Consider the following 18,453-nt stretch of genomic DNA (forward strand, 5'->3'; position numbering starts at 1 on the left):
TGAGCTCATTATTGGCGGTTCTACTCCCTTTTACGCGATTATTTTTCTTTTAGTTCATTGTCTTGCAAGTAATGCAGCCAATTATCACGGATGTTGCCGTAATTGAATTGGCAGAACTCTTTGCGATCGCGTAAGTAATCTTTTTCTACTTCATCCAACAAGGCTTTGTATTGCTCTGGATCGCTGCCGTAGACCAGACACAGGGTAGAGAAGTAACGCTGCAGATCGAAACTGTGCTCGTCAATGTACTCGCCAAAATCGTAGTAGTCCGGTCTGTCGTCGGATTCGAATGCGAACATGTCGGCGGCGCTAATGGCCATATCTGCGCCATCTTCTAGGAAGTCAATCATTAAAATAGTGGCAAAATTATCGACCGCATCTTCTTCTTTTCCGAGAACAGGGATGCTTTGATCTTCGATGTAAGCATGTCCAGCTTCATGAAGTAAAGTGTGCAATAACGTATCTAGCGCCCCTGTTTTTGGGGATTTTCCGAAGCGTTCTTCATACTGATTATTGGAGAAGTAATTGAGCGACTCCAAATAAAAAGTGTAAGGAACGTATATTGTGTGTGTATCAGGATCATACATTGGACCATCTTCTCCGCCGTAAACCAGCGTGAGAGCTTTATCAAATGGAAAGTAGGCCTGAGATAGCTCAGCAAAGATGGTGTTTACATCGCTGCTTTGAATAGATTGTTGGGCGATTTTTTCATGAGTTGTCTCTACGGGAGAATATTGAATACGAATGTTTTCAGCTGCTGTAGCTGATGAGACGACGCTGAGTAATAGTGCAGGGCAAAGCGAATGAATGTTCATGTGGGACTCTTGTTATTGAATAACTTGTATAAAAAATTATACATGTTTTTGTCTGATGCATAGTTGGGGTTGTACTCATTAGCCAAAGTCGGGACGTCGGTCTCGAAAAGCAATCATGATAACATCGCATATTTCGGCTGCTTGGTTCTCTAGGGCGTTTATCAAGACCTCCTGGATAAGAACGGCGGTGAAGTTATTAGCTATGCATCGTATTCTAAGAAGCTTACTGAGTAACTGTGCTTCGATCTTTATCTGTGAAAATGATAATAGGCAGTTAATCATTGCAAGGTTTAACTATGGGGTTGGTGAATGTCACTGAATTGAAGAAAATTATCAGCGATATGTTATAATCCTGCTCCGTTGTGACGAAAACGTTTGTTGCAGCCTGAGAGTTTCCTTGGATTCGGCTCGTTTATACACCATGAGCCAGAGTTGAAAAGCTACGACAGGAACAGGCAAACCCAATTGTTTTGAACGCGCTCTCGGCGTTTAGCGGTTACAACGGGAAGGAACTTTGTTTGATAGTAATTGACACATTCTGTTTAAGTAAGGGAGCCCGAAGTGGTTCAGAAAGTGTCACCCAGAATTTACTCACAACACGACAGCCCAAGCGATAACGCACAGGTATTGCGAGGGGCCATTTGAAGGAGCTGTATCAGCTCCTTTCACATTTAAGGGCTTGCTAACAGCGTAAAAACTGACACATCGCTTAAGGAGCGCCCCTTAAACTAGCCTAAGGCGCATCTACACCAACTTTTTGAGTATTTTCGAAACAATAAAGCGAGAAAATTTGCTATTGAACGAAGGTTAAACTAACACTCATTCATTACGGAGAATGAAGAGAACAATAATAAGAGGCGATATGAATCATTTAATATCTGTAGGTGCACTGGAGTCCTTCTTGGTCGCAATTAGTGTGCTTTTCCTGGGGCATTTTATTAATGCTAAGCTACCGATTTTAAAGAAATTCAACATACCTGAGCCGATTGTAGGTGGTCTTATTGTAGCCTGCATGATTACTGCTCTTCATTTCAACGGCATCGATTTAGAGTTCGACTTGCCATTACAAAATACGTTTATGTTAATGTTTTTTGCGACAGTTGGTTTGGCCGCAAATTACACTCAGTTGATGAAAGGAGGTGCGAAGGTTTTTATCTTCTTAGCTGTCGCATCGTTTTACATCATCATACAAAACGGCGTTGGCGTTTCACTTGCGGCGGCGCTCGGTTTAGATCCTTTGATGGGGTTAATTGCTGGCTCGATTACTCTGTCTGGTGGTCATGGTACAGGTGCTGCGTGGTCACAAACCTTTCAAGACGTGTATGGATTGGATAACGTCTTAGAAATTGCAATGGCATCAGCGACTTTTGGTTTGATCATCGGCGGTATCATTGGTAGCCCTGTAGCGCAGCGCCTAGTCGAAAAGAACAGCATAGAGTCTGAGTATGGTCGTGGTGGTCGAGATGCCAAAACTCACGAGAAATTCCCGGAGTTGGTGACTTACAATGAATACGAAGAAGATAAAGTAACGGCGAAAAAAGTGGTGGAGAAACTCTTCTTCCTACTGATCTGTGTTACTGGGGCCAAGTATGTCGAGCAATGGGTAAGCACGTATGAAATCTCATGGCTGATGATTCCAGACTTCGTATATGCGCTATTCATTGGTGTGATCATTACGAATTTCTTGGAAGTGACCAAGATTCGTAAGTTAGATGCCGAAACGGTAGATATGTTAGGTACGGTATCGCTATCTCTGTTCTTAGCGATGGCTCTGATGAGCTTGAAGTTATGGAATATCTTCGATCTAGCGATTCCATTCTTGGTTATTTTAGCTGTGCAGTCTGTCGTCTTAGCAATCTTTACGTACTATGTTACGTTCAAAGTGATGGGAAGCAACTACGATGCTGCTGTTATTGCAGGGGGGCACTGCGGTTTTGGCTTGGGGGCAACCCCAACAGCCGTAATGAACATGGGTTCGATCGTTAACCGATTTGGCCCGTCGCCACAAGCATTTATGGTGGTGCCAATTGTGGGCGCTTTCTTTATCGACATCGTCAACTTAATTATCTTGCAAGGCTACATTTCATTCCTTGGTTAAAGTTAAGTGGATGAGCTCCTAGAGGCGAAATAAAACGGTCACAACACTGGTTGTGACCGTTTTTTTATGACTTGGTTTGGTCGTTTATTGAACGAAGCATTATTGGATAGTTCGGCTGAACTTGAGGCTAGCTGTCCAACCAAGAATACCAATGAAGGCGTAAATGCCAACGTTTAACCAACCCGCTTGAGGAATGGCATTGAATGGGTTTGGTGTAATAATGGCGTGCAGCGGAAGGTAAAGCACTTCGGAGAAAAACTGATCTAGCCCGTAGAAACCAAAAAGTGCGATAGGCATCCAACGCAGCGCATAAATGGCGATAAACAAAATGACCAGTGGTGAGTTCACTTTTTGTGAAATAGCCATCGCAGTTAATGCCAGCGGTAACAGCAGAATACCGGTGAACAACATTCTGATTAAAAACTCTCCCCAATGCAGCAGCACGTAACCTAACGAGGCTTGGCGGTACAATAAAGCCAATTGGTGATCAGTAGAGATGTTCAGCAACCACAACATTAAATTTGCAGCGAGTACGAGCACCGAGCAGACAAGCGGAATCACCAATAAGCCAAATCCTAGCTTCACTAAATGGGTTTTTATGTCACTGACAGGCATACTGCGCCAAAACATAATGCTGCCTTCCGCCCGTTCTTTGCGTAGCGTTCTTGGGAAGTACTGAACGGCTAACAAGATAGACAGCAGCCCTGCTCCTCCGGAAATCAACATATTGACGTCATCACCAAGCTCTTTGTGAATGTCACTGACATCGCCACCAAAGCTCATTTGGAAAAACATATTGTGTTGTAGAGTATCGTTACTCATTAAACTCACAAAGAGAATAACTCCACACGCCAACACAAACAGTGGAATACGTAAAACAAGAGGGTTTTCTAACCACTCTTTTTGCAACATCGCGACAACTGAACGCATTACGCTGCCTCCTTCTGCAATGCTAAAAATAGATCCGCTAACTTCACCCCATGGATGGAACCCATTGTTTCTGCTTGTTGGGCATACTGGGCTTTGAGTAACCATTTCGTTGAACCGAGGCCTTTTTGTGACGAGAGTGGGTTCATCGCTTCAATTTGTGTGCGGTGCTCGTCGTTGGCTTCAAGAATGAAATAGTCTTCACTGATACTGTCCATCGAGGTTTGCAGAACGGGGCGACCATGCTTAAGAATCAGAACATCTGTCAGCAAGTGCTCAATCTCTGATACTTCATGACTGGCGATGATCAACACGCGCTCGCCGTCGTGAAACCATTCCAATAAGTGACGATAAAACGTCTCGCGATACACGAGATCTAACCCGAGTGTCGGTTCATCCAATATGAGGATTTGGGTGTTGGTCGCGATCACAATCGCGAGGTGTAATTGCACCTTCATCCCTTTGGATAAAGATTTGATGCGCGCACGAGGTTTGATGTCCGTTTGACGAAGTAGCGTATCTGCTTGGGCGCGATTGAACCCTGGATGCACGCCCTCGGTATAGTTAAGCAGTTGAGCAACGGTCATCCAATCTGGCAGAACGTTGACATCCGAGATGTAGGATAAGCTCTGCATTATCTTGTCGCGTTGCATAATAGGTTCAAATCCGTTGATACGAATAGTGCCCTGATATTCATGTGCACCGAGTAGGGCATTAATAAGCGTTGATTTACCTGCGCCATTATGGCCGAGTAAGCCAAGTACTTGTCCTGCATGTAGGTCGAAACTCACTTCATGCAGTGCTTCTCCTTGTTGCTGATATTGCTTGGAGACGTTGTTTACACTGACTAATGCGCTCATTGGTCACCTTTCAAGTGTGGTTTTAGTTGTTGAATGAATTCGTCGAGTGACATATCCAGACGCTGTATTGTGTCGGCTATCTGCGGAATTTGTTGCTGAAGAAAACGTGCCTTCTCGTCTGCGAGTAATTTGAGCTTTGCTCCTGAAGCGACAAACATACCTTGACCGCGTTTTTTCTCCACTAGCCCGTCATCAACAAGCAATTGATAGCCTTTCATAACGGTGAGGTGGTTAATTTTCATATCTGCAGAGATGCTACGGACGGAGGGCAGAGCATCGCCTTCTTGCCAGACACCTTGCAGTATTTGCTGCGTGATCTGGTCTGCCAACTGTCGAAATATCGGTTGGCGATCATGCCAATTAGTCATGAGTGAATCTCTTGGTTGAGATGGTGTTATATATATGTATAACACCTAGTGCATTAGAGAGAAAGTAATAATTTAAAACCTAGTGTATCCGCCTGTCTCATTCGCTCTAAATATCCACCTATGTGGTCGTTGTTTTGAGGTTTTGTTTTATATGGAAATTAATTGCTTCTCATAAGTTGAGAAGTGTTGTTTTTCTCTTCCCATCAATACACTTATCACCTGTTCTAAATGAATATTCTCACTGAATGATAATTAGCATAATTTTAGGTCTGCCTATTTCTTACTTGATGAGAATTGATGGTCAAAGAGGCCTAGAAAACAAAAGTTTCGAGAGGCAATCTGACTGGCTTAGGCACCTATCTCACGTTGAGCGCGTGCTCAATGAATGAGAAAGAGTAGAGTAAAGAGGTCTCATGAATCAGGTAATATCTATCGGCCCACAGGAGTCGTTCCTCGTCGCAATTTGCGTGTTGTTTTTAGGGCAGTTCATCAATACCAAGTTACCAACCTTAAAAAAATTTAATATTCCAGAGCCAATTGTTGGTGGTCTAGTGGTCGCTTGCGTCATCACGACGATGCACTTAAACGGTGTGGATGTTTCCTTTGATTTACCACTGCAAAACGTCTTTATGCTGATGTTTTTTGCAACCGTTGGCTTAGCGGCAAATTACACCCAACTGATTAAAGGCGGTGCGAAGGTTTTCATCTTCCTAGTTGTGGCATCGGTCTACATTCTTATCCAAAATGCGGTCGGCGTGTCCTTAGCAACAGCGTTGGGGTTAGATCCACTCATGGGGTTGATCGCCGGATCCATTACGCTTTCTGGCGGACATGGAACTGGAGCTGCGTGGTCGCAAACTTTTCAAGAAATGTATGGTTTGCATAATGTTCTAGAGGTGGCAATGGCTTCTGCTACATTTGGCTTGGTGATGGGAGGGATTATTGGCAGCCCTGTTGCACAAAAGCTACTAAACAAACACAACTTGGAATCGGAATACGGACGCACCAATCAAAGTCATCAGAGTTTCCCTGAACTGGTGACGTACAACGAACATGAGGAAGATCGTGTCACAGCGAAAAGAGTCGTTGAAAGCTTGTCCATCATTCTACTTTGCGTGACAGGCGCGAAGTATCTCGAGAGTTGGGTAAGCAGTTTTGACATCAAGTGGTTAATGATTCCCGATTTTGTGTATGCGCTGTTTATTGGTGTTGTTATCACTAACATCATGGAAGTGACGAAGGCGCGCAAGGTTGATTTAGAAACCGTTGATATTCTTGGCACGGTTGCACTATCTCTATTTCTTGCCATGGCCTTGATGAGTTTGAAATTGTGGAATATTTTCGATCTTGCGATCCCATTCCTTATTATTCTTGCTATTCAGTCGGCAGTGTTGGCGATGTTCACTTACTACGTAACATTCCGCATGATGGGAGGCAACTACGATGCGGCGGTGATCGCTAGCGGACACTGCGGTTTTGGGTTAGGTGCTACACCGACTGCGGTCATGAATATGGGCTCCATCGTGAGTCGATATGGTCCATCACCACAAGCATTTATGGTGGTTCCAATTGTCGGTGCATTCTTCATCGACATTGTGAATTTAGTGATTTTGCAAGGATGCATCGCTTTTATTAAATAACATTCGCTTTTTTACCGAAATAACAAAGCCAGCACCTATACGCTGGCTTTGCCATTTGTAACACGAAATCTTGTTTGCCTGACTTCAAGCCGTGAAATCAATGCGTTACTATGACGACATAGTGTTCATTTTGCAGCAGCATGAGGTACCCACATGTCTGAAAAAATATCGACGTCGGCATTAGCGAAAATGCGCAAGGTAGAAGCTAAGCTGCTGTTTGCCGATCTCAAACGTGCAGGCTACATCGTTCGCCAAGATGAAAAGTGGATTTTGACCGAAGAAGGGGCAAAGTTTGGCGGTGAGTATGTGGATCACCCTAAATTTGGCCAGTTCATCGTCTGGCCGACCAACTTACATATTGAGCTGACTCCCAGCTCTGGGAAAACATTGAGCGCGACACAACTGGGTGAAAAGCTGAAATTGAATGCGAAGCGCATGAACCAGCTTTTGAGTGAACTGGGTTGGTTGACCAAATCCGAAGAGGGATGGAGTGTCACAGAAGCTGGTGTGCGCGCTGGTGGGCAGCAAAGAACCGATAAAGAAACACAAAATACCTTTGTCGTATGGCACGATGTGGTGCTGCGTAACAAGCGTCTTAAGCAGTCTGTCATTGAGTTTTTAGGGCAAGACGCGGAGTCACATTCTACGGATAAATCGTACTCAAGCTTTCGCCAAAAATTTGAAGCCAAGCACCGAACATTAGATGGGCATTACGTACGCTCTAAGGGTGAGTTGCTCATTGACAACTGGCTGTACTTGGCTGGTGTAGTGCACGCTTATGAGCGTCAGTTGCCGATTGACCAAGATGTCACTAGCGATTTTTACTTGCCAGGTGGCAAAGTCTATTTGCAATTTTGGGGAAGTGACGATGGGGAGATGGCTCAGGCCGACCGTGAGACCATTCGTACTGTTTATGAGCAGCATCATTTCAATCTTATCGAAGTCGAACCGAGTGAACTAGACAAGTTGGATGAAGTGCTTCCTAAGCGTCTTCGTCAGTTTGGTATTAAAGCTTATTGACGACTTAAGCCCGCTGTTCAGATAAGAAAAAACCCGTGTTCAACACGGGTTTTGTATTTTTAGTGTATTTCTAGGCTGCCATCCTATGGGTTAAAAGCCTTTGATGTTTTCTGCTTCTAGCTCAGAGAAGTACTTCACTGTCTTCACTTTCAGTTCTTGTTGAGCTGGTTCGTCGCATACGATCACCGCTTTAGGGTGAAGCTGAAGTGCAGAAACTGTCCATAGATGGTTTACACAACCTTCCACGGCTGCTTCAAGTGCCTGAGCTTTGTTATGGCCAGTGACCAAGATCATCACTTCTTCTGAGTCTAGAAGCGTACCAACACCGATAGTCAGCGCGTATTTAGGCACTTGGTTGATATCGCCGTCAAAGAAGCGAGAGTTCGCAATGCGAGTGTCTTCAGTGAGGGTCTTGATGCGAGTACGAGAAGAAAGAGATGACGCTGGCTCGTTGAACGCGATGTGACCGTCGTTACCCACGCCGCCCATGAACAGGTTGATCTTGCCGTAAGACTTAATTTTGTCTTCGTAACGCTTACATTCTGCGTCGTGATCGTCTGTGTTACCGTTCAGTAGGTTGATATTTTCTTCTTGAATATCAATGTGATTAAAGAAGTTGTTGTACATGAATGAGCGGTAAGATTCTGGGTGATCCGCAGGGATGCCAATGTACTCATCCATGTTAAAAGTCACGACGTTTTTGAAGCTGACTTCGCCAGCTTGGTAAAGCTCGATTAGGGCTTTGTAGGTTGCTAGAGGAGTGCCACCAGTTGGTAGACCCAGAACGAATGGACGCTCAGCAGTAGGTTTAAAGTCGTTGATACGCTTAGCGATATGCGCAGCTGCCCACTTACCTACTTGTGCTGCTCGAGTTAACGGGATAAGTCTCATTTTGTGCCCCTAGTTATTGGAATTGACGATGTACTGAAACATTAATTCGCATTATAAAATAAGTAATGGCGAACTGCTATTGTTTTAGGTCAAAATTTTGCTTTTTCTTTAACCAATGTTGGTTTTGTCGACGATTTTTATATCTAAATGCTTTTATAAGACGATTTTTTACAAAAAAATTGCATTATGAAACTGACGAATCAATAGATAAAATTTATGATCTAAATTAAGTTCTGCCTTCGCACTTAACCTTGTTTTTTAACAACCTACAGAGTGCGAAATCGCACACGAACTTCAAATATTATGGGTTAGATATGGCATGGCGCTCATTCTTTAACCATAATTGAAATGTGTAAACCAGTGAGGAATTCGGTATGAAAAATGAGTTAGATCCGAGCAAAGTACTACAGGCTTACGAATGTGTGATGAACAACGGTACACCAACCGAATTTGGTAAAATGTATGAGGGTGTAGAAGCGTTTTCTGACTACGATGGGTACAACGTTTTCTTGAGAGGGAATGGTGTTGAGCTAAAAATTGGCTTCCACAACACCTATCACTTGGAATATGACCAAGAGCATTTGAAAGAGAGCTTTCTGAAAAAGATTGCGACGCTCGCCAAGTAAACGGTCATCACCCAAATATTAAAAAAGCCCTTGGGAGAATGCCCCCTTGGGCTTTAGGAGAAGAAATGAGCTTGTCTTGCTCGCTCAGTAAAGTCAAACGAGCTTTCGCCTACTGCTAGAAAAAGGCGAGAACTAGGTTATTGGTTATTAATCGTCTTCAACCAAACTCTCTTCAATGTATTCTTCTGTGGCGTCAGGCTTGTTACGACCATTTAGCGTATGGAAGCGCTTGCGACCACGAGCAAGTTGGGTGTACTTTAGCCACGTACGCTCAAGTTTTGTTTTTGCTTTGCCCGGGTTTTCTAACACCTTGATGAAGTGTTTCTCTTCGCTGTTTTCAGGTGTTAATTCGCCTGACTCTAAGCCAAGCATTGTATCCCCATAAATTGTTAGGATTTCCTCTTCTGAAAGAGTAAAATCGCCAGACTTTGCAAAGCCGCGTGGGAATTTTACGTTATCGTAAAAACGTTTTTTGCCATGACGGAATTCAGTGTCAGACATGTCAACAGCCTCTGTAACCGTTATTGATGAATGTAGTGAACTTACGGCGAAAATTAGGCTTAAATCTAACAAAAGAAAAACAAAACTTTTTTGTCGTCATGATTTTAATTAGTTGTTAATCTGGTTTTATATTAACCAGGAGATGGTTTATGGATGTAAAAGTCTTTCGAACATTTTTAGAGCTGGCAAGAGTTCGTCACTTCGGACGTGCTGCTGAGAACCTTTATATTACCCAAGCCGCTGTGAGCGCACGTATCAAACAATTGGAAAGTTACTTCGATACGCAATTGTTTATTCGTGATCGAAATAACATAAAGCTGACCTCTGCAGGTGAGCGCTTAATCAGCTATGCCGAGGTAATGGTCACTACATTGCAACAAGCGAAGCTAGAATTATCGCTTGAAGATGGCAAAGCGCTGCAACTAACGTTAGGTGGCACGCCAAACATTTGGGACGCTTATTTACAGAATTGTTTAAGTGTCGTCACAGATTCGTTTGGTGGTTATGGCTTCATGGCAGAAGTGATGGGACGTGAGATGCTCAGTCGTAGCTTGCTAGAGCGCACGTTAGATATGGCATTTGCGTTCGATCAGATCAAAGCTGATGAGCTTAACTGTAAAAAAGTGGCAGATGTTGTTCTCGTTCTGGTATCAACTGAGAAAGATTCTTTAGACACCGTTTTCGAAAACAAATATGTGTACGTTGACTGGGGGACGCGTTTCTCCTCGGAGCATTCTGAACGTCACCCTAAGATTCCGGCTCCATATTTACGCACTTCAACAGCGCGTATCGCATTGGACTTTATTTTAGAGAAGGGTGGAGCCGCGTACTTACCAATCTCTCTCGTGGAGCCATTTATCGCCAATGGGCAGCTTCACAAGGTGTCTGGAGTAGAAGATTGGTGTCGCCCTATCTATTTGAGCTATCGTAAAGCTAGCTCGTCTGTAGACGCGATTAAGCAAGTGGAAGAAATTGTCAAAGAGATCGATCCACTGACCGCTTACAGTTTTCAGCAAATTGGTTCTGGCACTTCCGACGAATAGCGTTGAATGAAAAGTCAGAAAAACGAAAAAGCCGCCTTGAGAAATCAAGGCGGCTTTGTTTTTATCTCGATGAATCGATAGTTATGGTAAGTCAAACAACAGGGCTGTTGTGCTTTCGTTTGATGTATTGCGCAAAACAACCTTACTCTGGTGTTCAATCTTCGCGCCGTCGCCAGCCGTCAAAGTGGTATTGTCGACACTAAGGCTGCCTGTCACTTGATGGATGAATAGCTTTCGGCCCGACTCAATCTCAAAGTTTAGTTCGCTACTTGGCTCAAGAATTAACTGATGCAAAGTCGCATCTTGCTTAATAAGTAGCGTGCCGTTTTCTCCAGTTGGAGTTGCGATAGTCGTTAACCCAGGATTGCGCCCAAAATCTTTTTGCTGATAACCTGGTTTGGTTCCAAATGCGTTTGGTTGAATCCAAATCTGTAGAAACCGCAGCGTATCTTGGTTCGACGCATTGTACTCACTGTGGTAAATCCCTTTCCCTGCCGACATGAGTTGGAATTCACCTGCAGGTAGTGTTTTGACGTTACCTTCACTGTCTTTGTGTGCGATAACACCTTCCAACACATAGCTGATGATCTCCATATCACGGTGGCCATGTGTATCAAAACCCGCGCCAGGCTTGACTACATCGTCATTAATGACTCTCAGCTCAGAAAAGCCCATATGTTGAGGATCGTAGTAGCTACCAAAAGAAAACGTATGTTTGCTATCAAGCCAGCCAAAGTTTGCTCGACCTCGGTCTGCTGCATGTCTTACCGTAATCATAAGGCCTCCTTAAGAGAGCTTTTTGTTTAAGAAGTTATCTAACGCTGCTTTACCTGCGCCAGAGAACGCCAGAGAAACGCTTGCTGCCAGTAATGCTAAGCCAAACTCGTAACCGTTGTTTGCCATGAACAGGCCATTTTCAAAGTGGACAGAGAATATCGCTACCACCATCGTGAACGCCAAAGCAACCGCTGCTGGTCGAGTTAGCAGACCAAGTAAAATGAACAAGCCGCCAAAGAACTCTGCGCTGCCCGCAAGTAACGCCATGAGCAAGCCAGGACCTAAACCGATAGATGCCATCCACTGACCTGTGCCTTCTAGCCCGTAGCCACCAAACCAGCCAAATAGTTTTTGTGCGCCGTGCGCCATAAAGATAATGCCGATTGGAACGCGAAGTGATAGTGCGCTGTAACCTGCGTTTGATGTGGTAATTTTCTGTAATAGTGCTTTCATGATTCTGTCCTCTGACTCTTTTCAATGAGTGGGAAGCGTGTGCTCCCGTGCTGTTGAGAACAGTTTAGGTAGAGGCGAACATAAAAATAACGGGAGGATTTTGATAAACTCATTCTAAAAAATTGAATAAGTGGTTTTTATTATTTTAAATCAATATCTTGTAAAGTTTTTTTTGGGTTTATATTTGCCTATTATGTTCTGTTTAAAATCAAGGTCTGTCATTATTTTCGATAAACATTTTTGCTGTTAAACAAAAAAAGAGCACATGTACTGTGCTCTATTGCTTTCGCTTTTAACAAGGGAGAAAGGTGTGTTAAAGAAAACCGTCAGAGGTTCATTAAGCTCTCTAATGACTCCTCTACATTGTTGTAGTGATAAGTTCGAATATTACGTCCATCCGTCGCATTAATCTGAATTTCTGAGATCTCGTTATCTGAGTCTCGTTCGATAATTCCAATAGAATGATCTACGGATTTACTGGTAATAACCTTTTGGTTTCTTAATACAATTACGCAAGTATGTAAGTCCATGCCAATTCCCTTTAGCCGACGTTGTTGTGATGTTCTGGATCTAACTTTAGTGTACAAAAGCGCTAATGCCAATAAATCTCAATATTGAGTTCCGAAAATGGCTAATTGTGGGCACTTAAGCAAGCTACAATAACACTATATTGAACGATGCCTATGAACAATAAATGACAAAAGGCATGAGCAAGGAAAGCACTATGTTTATTCACCCTCATACCTCACTGACCTTCGAGCAGTGTCACAAGGCGCGAGTCGCGCGAGACAGCCGTTTTGATGGGCGATTTTATGTGGCGGTAAAAACAACGGGAATCTTTTGTCGTCCGATTTGCCCGGCAAATTTGCCTAAAGAAGAAAATGTTGAGTATTTCGCTGATAAGACGCAAGCCCTTCAAGCAGGGTACCGTCCGTGTTTACGTTGTCGACCTGACAGCGCGCCTGGATCTTGGGCATGGAAAGGTGTCGAGACGACCTTTCAACGAGCGATTTCGTTAATTGATAGAGGGGAGTTGCATCACCATTCGGTGTCTGAGTTGGCTGAGCGTGTTGGGATTTCTGACCGTTACTTACGTATGTTGTTTGAGCAGTATCTAGGTATGTCACCCAAGCAGTATGCGCAATATCAGCAACTAATGTTCGCCAAACAGTTGCTTCACTCCAGCTCTATGTCGGTCACCGACGTGGGGTTTGCATCAGGTTTTAACAGTACGCGCCGCTTTAACGATGCTTTTCAAAAGTTTCTCAAACTAACGCCTTCTCAAGTACGCCGTAAAGAGTTTGATGGTGCGGGTTGCAATCGAATTGCCTTACCTTATCGAGGTGAGTTGAATTGGTCGCACATGTTGGGCTTCTATCGTTTGCGAGCGGTTGAGGGGGTTGAGCTAGTGAGTGATGAGAGTTATCAGCGCAACGTTTTTTTGGATGACAGCAAAGCCTGGTTTAAAGCGACAAAAGGTGAAGGATACTTAGAACTGGCGTTTGAAATTGAAGACGTAACGAAGCTGCAAAACTTGGTGTCTGACATTCGTCGTATGTTCGATCTTGACGCTGATATTTGTACTGTTGAGCAGCATTTGGAGTATGTCGCGCCTGGACTCGTGTCGAGTAAAGGTATTCGTATTCCTGGTGTATGGAATGCATGGGAAGCAGGGGTTAGAGCGATTTTAGGCCAGCAAGTGTCGGTTAAAGCGGCGATTGGTCAACTTAACTTATTGGTGGCCACACTTAGTGGAGAGTCAGAAAAACGTTGTTTCCCGACTCCCAGTGATATTGCGAACGCCGACGTGAGCTTTTTGCGCATGCCGCAAAGCCGTAAAGAGACGCTAGTGCGCTTCGCCCAGTTTATGCAGGACAACTCAGAAGCTGACCCCCAGCAGTGGCTAGCTTTGAAAGGCATTGGACCTTGGACCGTCAGTTATGCTCAACTGCGAGGGCAATCTCAACCCGATTGCTTTCTAGATAAAGACTTAGTGGTGAAAAAGGCGATGCAGCGTTACCCATCACTGAATACGCACACTGCGGCCCCTTGGGGAAGCTACGCGACGTTTCACTTATGGAATCAATCATGAAAACATTTTATACCGAAATGCCGAGTCCACTAGGAACGGTGACTATCCAATCGAACGCTGAGGGCTTACTTGGCATTTGGTTTGAAACATGCACCACTAAGCCGATTGAGCTGGGGGTGCGAGACGAGCAGCATCCGGTCTTGCGCCAAGCTGTCACCCAACTGGATGAATACTTTGCTGGTCTGCGCAACGAATTCGACTTGCCCCTTGCAGCGACAGGCACTGATTTTCAAAATCAAGTTTGGCAGGCACTAACGACCATTCCATATGGGGAAACGTGGAGCTATCAAGATCTCGCGAATGCGATAGGTAACCCTAAAGCTGTGCGTGCTGTTGGGTTAGCAAATGGGAAGAATCCGATTTCTATCGTGGTGCCTTGTCATCGCGTTATTGGCAAAAGCGGAAAACTGACTGGGTATGCAGGTGGAGTGGAGCGCAAGCAACGTTTGCTCGCGTTGGAGCAAGGTACACCGCTTTAAGTGAGGCGATTCTCATATTGGGATTAAGCGTGCTACACAGGGGGAACGATAGTGTAGAGTTTCATATTCGTTATACGAACAGAAAAAGGACAATAAGGACATGCCTTTCAAAACGGATTTTGATGCCTTCATGAGTGAGTGTTGGCAGCATCACGAGGAAAATCCCGAACAAATTTATGCTCAGTTAGAAACGGCTCTGAGCGAGGTGGAAGATGTTACCCAAATCGAGCGAATATTCGCATTGATGCTGCATACCGCTATTGGGCATCTCCAGTGCCCAGAACAGTTTCTTACTTGTTTAGAGCACTTTGATGAACGCAAGGTTGCCGAGAGTTTGGCATTTCAACGCAGTATTGCCGTTGCGCGCTATTTCGTAGATGGCACTGACAATATGGAATTATTGGAAGAGCAAGAGCAACGCCGAGTTTACGCTTTGATTTCGAATGAACTTTCTGCACTTGTTCAGCTTGAACTGGCGAGTCAATGGTTGGTGAAGGCAGCGTTAGGAATGACGCCGAACGATGCAGAAGGGCCATTAGCGCGCGCTATCGCGATCACTGCAAACAACTTAGCATGTCAGTACGAAGCGCTGGCTGAGCGCACGTGCATGGAAAAATCGAAGATGTTAGAAGCAGCAACACTCGCGCTAGACTATTGGAAAGTGGCAGGGGGTTGGATGCAAGAAGAGCGCGCAGAGTATCGCTTAGCGATGAGCTTGCTTAAAGCGGATAAACCGCAAGAAGCCAAAGTGCATGCTGAGCGCTGTGAGGCTATTTGTCAGCAAAATGGTAGCGACGCGTTTGAGCTGTTCCACGCACATGACTTGTTGATGCAAGTACACTTCCATCTTAGCCAGAAATATAAAGCTAAATTGGATGAAGAGATGCAGCAGCACTGCAAAACGAGCTCGTTGACGTGATCTTAGCGTTGAATGAAAAAAGCCCCGAGCGACTGGCTGGGGGCTTTAAGGTTGTTGACTATGCAGCGATGATTATGCTGCTTGCGCTTTTGCTTGGTATCGTCCTGGTTTATGGTTCATCGCCAAAATCAAGTTCGTTGCGATGGCACCTAGAACAGATAGAGCGATAAGGTGCACATCTACAATGAACAGTGACATCACCACGATGGCACAATCTAACGCCATTTGAACTTTACCCGCTCGAACTCCAAAACGTTCCTGAAGGTACAACGCTAGAATGTTAAAGCCACCCAAACTCATTTTGTGACGGAAAATTACCAACATGCCGATTCCAATCAGCCCACCACCCAAAAGTGCCGCATAGAAAGGTTCGATTCGTGAAATCTCAATCACATGATGCAGATGATCGACCGCAAAAGAGACAATCGAAACCGCAATAAAGGTATTGATAGTGAAGCGCCAACCCATGCGCATCACAGATAAAATATAAAAAGGGAGGTTAAGAGCGAAAAATATCTGACCAAAACTGAAGTCACTCACTTTGGTTAGGAAGATCGCCAAACCAGCCGTACCGCCAGTGAGCAATCCTACTTTGCTAAAAAATATCACCCCAAGTGACACCAACGCACTGCCGAGCGTCAGAGCCAAGAGGTTCTCTCTTAGGCTATGATCTTTGTCCATAAATTAATTTCCTTGGTTTAAAAACCGCGCCGGAGACAACACGTCTCACGGACGCGATAGACAGTCGCCAAAATAGCAACTAACAAATCGGCCAATAAAATGTCGCGAAAAGTGATGGATGTCGAGTTTTTGGACGAGATTATGATGATATTAACCTGTTTAACATAATGTACACAGATAGAAAAACAACAAGGAAAAGTTATGATTAAGAAAGTTGGCAACACCCAAATCAGCACATTACATCGACTGAGTTGTCACTGTGGAAAAGTTGAGCTGGAACTGGCGTTACCCAATGGTATTGAGAAGCCGAGACGGTGTGACTGTTCTATGTGTCGACGTCGTGGCGCGATTGTCGCGTCTGTACCTTTGAACGGTATTCGTATTGTGCAAGGCGAAGAAGTCTTGAAGCAGTATCAATTTAATACACACACTGCGAAGCACTTTTTCTGTGGCGAGTGCGGTATTTATACGCACCATCAGCGTCGTTCTGACCCGAGTGAGTATGGCTATAATGTCGGCTGCTTAGAGGGCGTCAACCCATATGAGTTGGGAGCGATTGAAGTGATGGATGGCGTTAACCATCCATCTGACCGCTAGGTTATATTGCGATTTAAGTGCCTGATTATCGGTGCTTTTAAGTAAATAAGCCGCTATTCATCCACAAGTGTACCGCAATACTGGCGGCATAACCCAAGGCGATGACGGGAGCCCACTTTAGGTGGCCAAAGAAGGTGTATTGTCCACGCGCGGCTCCCATTAAAGCGACGCCTGCCGCGGAGCCAATGGAAAGCAAACTGCCCCCGACACCTGCGGTTAATGTGACCAGTAGCCAGTTGCCCATCGACATGCTTGGTTCCATGGTCAGTACAGCAAACATAACCGGAATGTTATCGACGATTGCAGATAGCACACCAACCATTACGTTTGCCCAGACTGGGTTACATTGCGTGTACATGACGTTTGAAACCAGTTCGAGGTAGCCAAGTAAACTTAAACCGCCAACACACATTACAACACCGTAGAAGAACAACAAGGTGTCCCATTCGGCTCGAGACACACGATGAAACACATCAAACGGAACCACTGAGCCTAAGCGCTTCAATGCCTGATCATCGCCATTGGCAATTGCCATAGCTGCTTTTTTTGCGAGTGAGTGTTTAAGAGTTTGACGCAAAAAATATCCGAAAAACTGTAAGTACGCCAAGCCCATCATCATGCCCATAACGGGTGGGAAGTGCAGCAAGGCGTGGAAAGAGACCGCAGTGGCAATAGTCAGAATGAATAATGCGACAATACGCCTTGCCCCGCGTTTTAGCTCAACGTGTTGGTGAATCGTATTCGGTTTTGTGTTTGGAACAAACAGTGACATCAAAAACGCGGGAACCAAGTAGTTCACCAATGACGGTACAAACAACGGAATGAACTCAGCAAAGCTGACATGACCGGCTTGCCACACCATCAGGGTTGTAATATCCCCAAATGGGCTGAATGCACCGCCAGCGTTGGCTGCGATAACAATGTTGATACAAGCAAGATTGACGAACTTAGGATTATCACCAGAGACTTTCATCACTACAGCGCACATCAAAAGGGCCGTAGTTAAGTTATCGGCAATCGGTGAAATGACAAAAGCGAGAAACCCCGTCAGCCAGAACAACTTTTTGAATCCAAAACCTTTACCGACCATCCACGCTTGTAAGGCATCGAAGAGTTTGCGTTCTTCCATTGCGTTGATGTAAGTCATCGCCACGAGCAAAAACAGCAGCAACTCGGCATATTCCAACAAGTTGTGTTCTAGTGCGGATTTGGCGATTTCAGGCTGGTTGTGCTGAGCAAAGGTGTAGCCAATCAGAATCCAAATTAACCCTGCAGCGAGCAGCACTGGCTTGGATTTTCTCATTTTCAGATACTCTTCCAACATAACCAGTATGTAAGCGATCGAAAAGATAATCAGAGCCGCGTAACCGACACCAGAATTAACAAGATTCAGTTCATTGGTTGATGCAGCAAAGGTGGCGCTAGAGAACAACAAACAGCAGAAAGCCACAATTGGATAGATTGGCATAGACATTTCTCCTTTGTCTGGTTGGAGAAATATTAGCCACAAATGAATGAGTTAGTTGTGAGAGAGCTCGAATTAACAGTAGGAGTTAGGAAATGATAGTGTGCGCCACTATTTTCTGAGTGACGCAATGCTTGCTGCGCCGAATAAAACCGCAGCGGCATATAAACCGTAAGTTAACCAGTGACTAATCTCTAAAAA

The 18,453-nt window shown here is 44.6% G+C and carries 20 protein-coding genes; 9 read left to right on the forward strand and 11 right to left on the reverse strand.

The features are described from left to right. Nucleotides 1-38 precede the first annotated feature (38 nt). Nucleotides 39-815, reverse strand: coding sequence for a DUF4344 domain-containing metallopeptidase (locus R8O70_RS17000; protein WP_318184277.1), 777 nt, complete (start codon nucleotides 813-815; stop codon nucleotides 39-41). An 862-nt stretch (nucleotides 816-1,677) separates the two neighbouring features. Between R8O70_RS17000 and gltS (R8O70_RS17005) the strand changes: the two genes are divergently transcribed. After that, nucleotides 1,678-2,913: a sodium/glutamate symporter gene (gene gltS / locus R8O70_RS17005; protein WP_005374448.1), complete on the forward strand. Its 1,236-nt coding sequence runs from the start codon at nucleotides 1,678-1,680 to the stop codon at nucleotides 2,911-2,913. Between the two features lie 99 nt (nucleotides 2,914-3,012). On the opposite strand, the gene R8O70_RS17010 is transcribed toward gltS (R8O70_RS17005), so the two are convergent. From R8O70_RS17010 to R8O70_RS17020, 3 genes are read right to left on the reverse strand one after another with little or no spacing between them, the layout of a single operon-like run. Beyond that, nucleotides 3,013-3,843, reverse strand: coding sequence for a hypothetical protein (locus R8O70_RS17010; protein ID WP_171342396.1), 831 nt, complete (start codon nucleotides 3,841-3,843; stop codon nucleotides 3,013-3,015). Continuing rightward, nucleotides 3,843-4,700, reverse strand: coding sequence for an ABC transporter ATP-binding protein (locus tag R8O70_RS17015; RefSeq protein WP_005383221.1), 858 nt, complete (start codon nucleotides 4,698-4,700; stop codon nucleotides 3,843-3,845). The genes R8O70_RS17010 and R8O70_RS17015 overlap by 1 nt, the downstream gene beginning before the upstream one ends. Next, entirely contained in the window at nucleotides 4,697-5,068 is a 372-nt protein-coding gene (locus R8O70_RS17020) for a GntR family transcriptional regulator (RefSeq protein WP_005374444.1), read from the reverse strand. Before R8O70_RS17020 ends, R8O70_RS17015 begins: the two co-directional genes overlap by 4 nt. 413 nt (nucleotides 5,069-5,481) lie before the next feature. On the opposite strand from R8O70_RS17020, the gene gltS (R8O70_RS17025) reads away from it, so the two are divergent. Continuing rightward, the gene (gltS, locus tag R8O70_RS17025; protein WP_025768732.1) at nucleotides 5,482-6,708 is read left to right on the forward strand and encodes a sodium/glutamate symporter; all 1,227 of its coding nucleotides are present in this window, start codon (nucleotides 5,482-5,484) and stop codon (nucleotides 6,706-6,708) included. A 153-nt stretch (nucleotides 6,709-6,861) separates the two neighbouring features. Next, nucleotides 6,862-7,728: a hypothetical protein gene (locus R8O70_RS17030; RefSeq protein ID WP_005374442.1), complete on the forward strand. Its 867-nt coding sequence runs from the start codon at nucleotides 6,862-6,864 to the stop codon at nucleotides 7,726-7,728. Nucleotides 7,729-7,818: 90 nt separating this feature from the next. Here the strand turns inward: R8O70_RS17030 and nagB are convergent, their stop codons facing one another. Beyond that, nucleotides 7,819-8,619 carry a glucosamine-6-phosphate deaminase gene (gene nagB, locus R8O70_RS17035; RefSeq protein WP_005374441.1) on the reverse strand — a complete coding sequence of 267 codons (801 nt, stop codon included), beginning with the start codon at nucleotides 8,617-8,619 and terminating at the stop codon, nucleotides 7,819-7,821. Nucleotides 8,620-8,993: 374 nt separating this feature from the next. On the opposite strand from nagB, the gene R8O70_RS17040 reads away from it, so the two are divergent. After that, nucleotides 8,994-9,245, forward strand: a complete 252-nt coding sequence (locus R8O70_RS17040) for a DUF3081 domain-containing protein (protein WP_005374440.1) — start codon at nucleotides 8,994-8,996, stop codon at nucleotides 9,243-9,245. 147 nt (nucleotides 9,246-9,392) lie between these two features. Here the strand turns inward: R8O70_RS17040 and R8O70_RS17045 are convergent, their stop codons facing one another. Continuing rightward, on the reverse strand, nucleotides 9,393-9,746 hold the full coding sequence (locus R8O70_RS17045) for a DUF413 domain-containing protein (protein WP_005374439.1): 354 nt from the start codon (nucleotides 9,744-9,746) through the stop codon (nucleotides 9,393-9,395). A 149-nt stretch (nucleotides 9,747-9,895) separates the two neighbouring features. On the opposite strand from R8O70_RS17045, the gene R8O70_RS17050 reads away from it, so the two are divergent. Then, nucleotides 9,896-10,789, forward strand: coding sequence for a LysR family transcriptional regulator (locus R8O70_RS17050; protein WP_005374436.1), 894 nt, complete (start codon nucleotides 9,896-9,898; stop codon nucleotides 10,787-10,789). An 81-nt stretch (nucleotides 10,790-10,870) separates the two neighbouring features. Here the strand turns inward: R8O70_RS17050 and R8O70_RS17055 are convergent, their stop codons facing one another. From R8O70_RS17055 to R8O70_RS17065, 3 genes are all read right to left on the reverse strand, one after another. Next, nucleotides 10,871-11,566, reverse strand: coding sequence for a pirin family protein (locus R8O70_RS17055; RefSeq protein WP_213905599.1), 696 nt, complete (start codon nucleotides 11,564-11,566; stop codon nucleotides 10,871-10,873). A 9-nt stretch (nucleotides 11,567-11,575) separates the two neighbouring features. Continuing rightward, complete coding sequence (locus tag R8O70_RS17060) at nucleotides 11,576-12,019, reverse strand: DoxX family protein (protein WP_064369535.1); 444 nt, start codon at nucleotides 12,017-12,019, stop codon at nucleotides 11,576-11,578. Between the two features lie 326 nt (nucleotides 12,020-12,345). Next, nucleotides 12,346-12,549 (reverse strand): hypothetical protein, encoded by a 204-nt coding sequence (locus tag R8O70_RS17065; protein ID WP_017633816.1) that lies wholly within the window; start codon nucleotides 12,547-12,549, stop codon nucleotides 12,346-12,348. Nucleotides 12,550-12,743: 194 nt separating this feature from the next. Between R8O70_RS17065 and R8O70_RS17070 the strand changes: the two genes are divergently transcribed. The 3 genes from R8O70_RS17070 (at nucleotide 12,744) to R8O70_RS17080 (ending at nucleotide 15,509) form a co-directional block, all read left to right on the forward strand. After that, on the forward strand, nucleotides 12,744-14,111 hold the full coding sequence (locus R8O70_RS17070) for an AlkA N-terminal domain-containing protein (protein ID WP_258625323.1): 1,368 nt from the start codon (nucleotides 12,744-12,746) through the stop codon (nucleotides 14,109-14,111). After that, on the forward strand, nucleotides 14,108-14,590 hold the full coding sequence (locus tag R8O70_RS17075) for a methylated-DNA--[protein]-cysteine S-methyltransferase (protein ID WP_025768736.1): 483 nt from the start codon (nucleotides 14,108-14,110) through the stop codon (nucleotides 14,588-14,590). Before R8O70_RS17070 ends, R8O70_RS17075 begins: the two co-directional genes overlap by 4 nt. Nucleotides 14,591-14,690: 100 nt before the next feature. After that, nucleotides 14,691-15,509, forward strand: coding sequence for a hypothetical protein (locus R8O70_RS17080; protein ID WP_025768737.1), 819 nt, complete (start codon nucleotides 14,691-14,693; stop codon nucleotides 15,507-15,509). A gap of 72 nt (nucleotides 15,510-15,581) precedes the next feature. Here the strand turns inward: R8O70_RS17080 and R8O70_RS17085 are convergent, their stop codons facing one another. Further along, on the reverse strand, nucleotides 15,582-16,190 hold the full coding sequence (locus R8O70_RS17085) for a YitT family protein (protein ID WP_005374427.1): 609 nt from the start codon (nucleotides 16,188-16,190) through the stop codon (nucleotides 15,582-15,584). 201 nt (nucleotides 16,191-16,391) lie between these two features. On the opposite strand from R8O70_RS17085, the gene R8O70_RS17090 reads away from it, so the two are divergent. After that, a complete protein-coding gene (locus R8O70_RS17090; protein WP_033907219.1) occupies nucleotides 16,392-16,787 on the forward strand; it encodes a GFA family protein in 396 nt (131 codons plus the stop codon). A 37-nt stretch (nucleotides 16,788-16,824) separates the two neighbouring features. On the opposite strand, the gene nhaD is transcribed toward R8O70_RS17090, so the two are convergent. Next, entirely contained in the window at nucleotides 16,825-18,255 is a 1,431-nt protein-coding gene (nhaD, locus tag R8O70_RS17095) for a sodium:proton antiporter NhaD (RefSeq protein ID WP_318184278.1), read from the reverse strand. Nucleotides 18,256-18,453: the final 198 nt, after the last annotated feature.

Source organism: Vibrio sp. 779(2023) (assembly GCF_033344285.1).
Taxonomy (GTDB): Bacteria; Pseudomonadota; Gammaproteobacteria; order Enterobacterales; family Vibrionaceae; genus Vibrio; species Vibrio alginolyticus.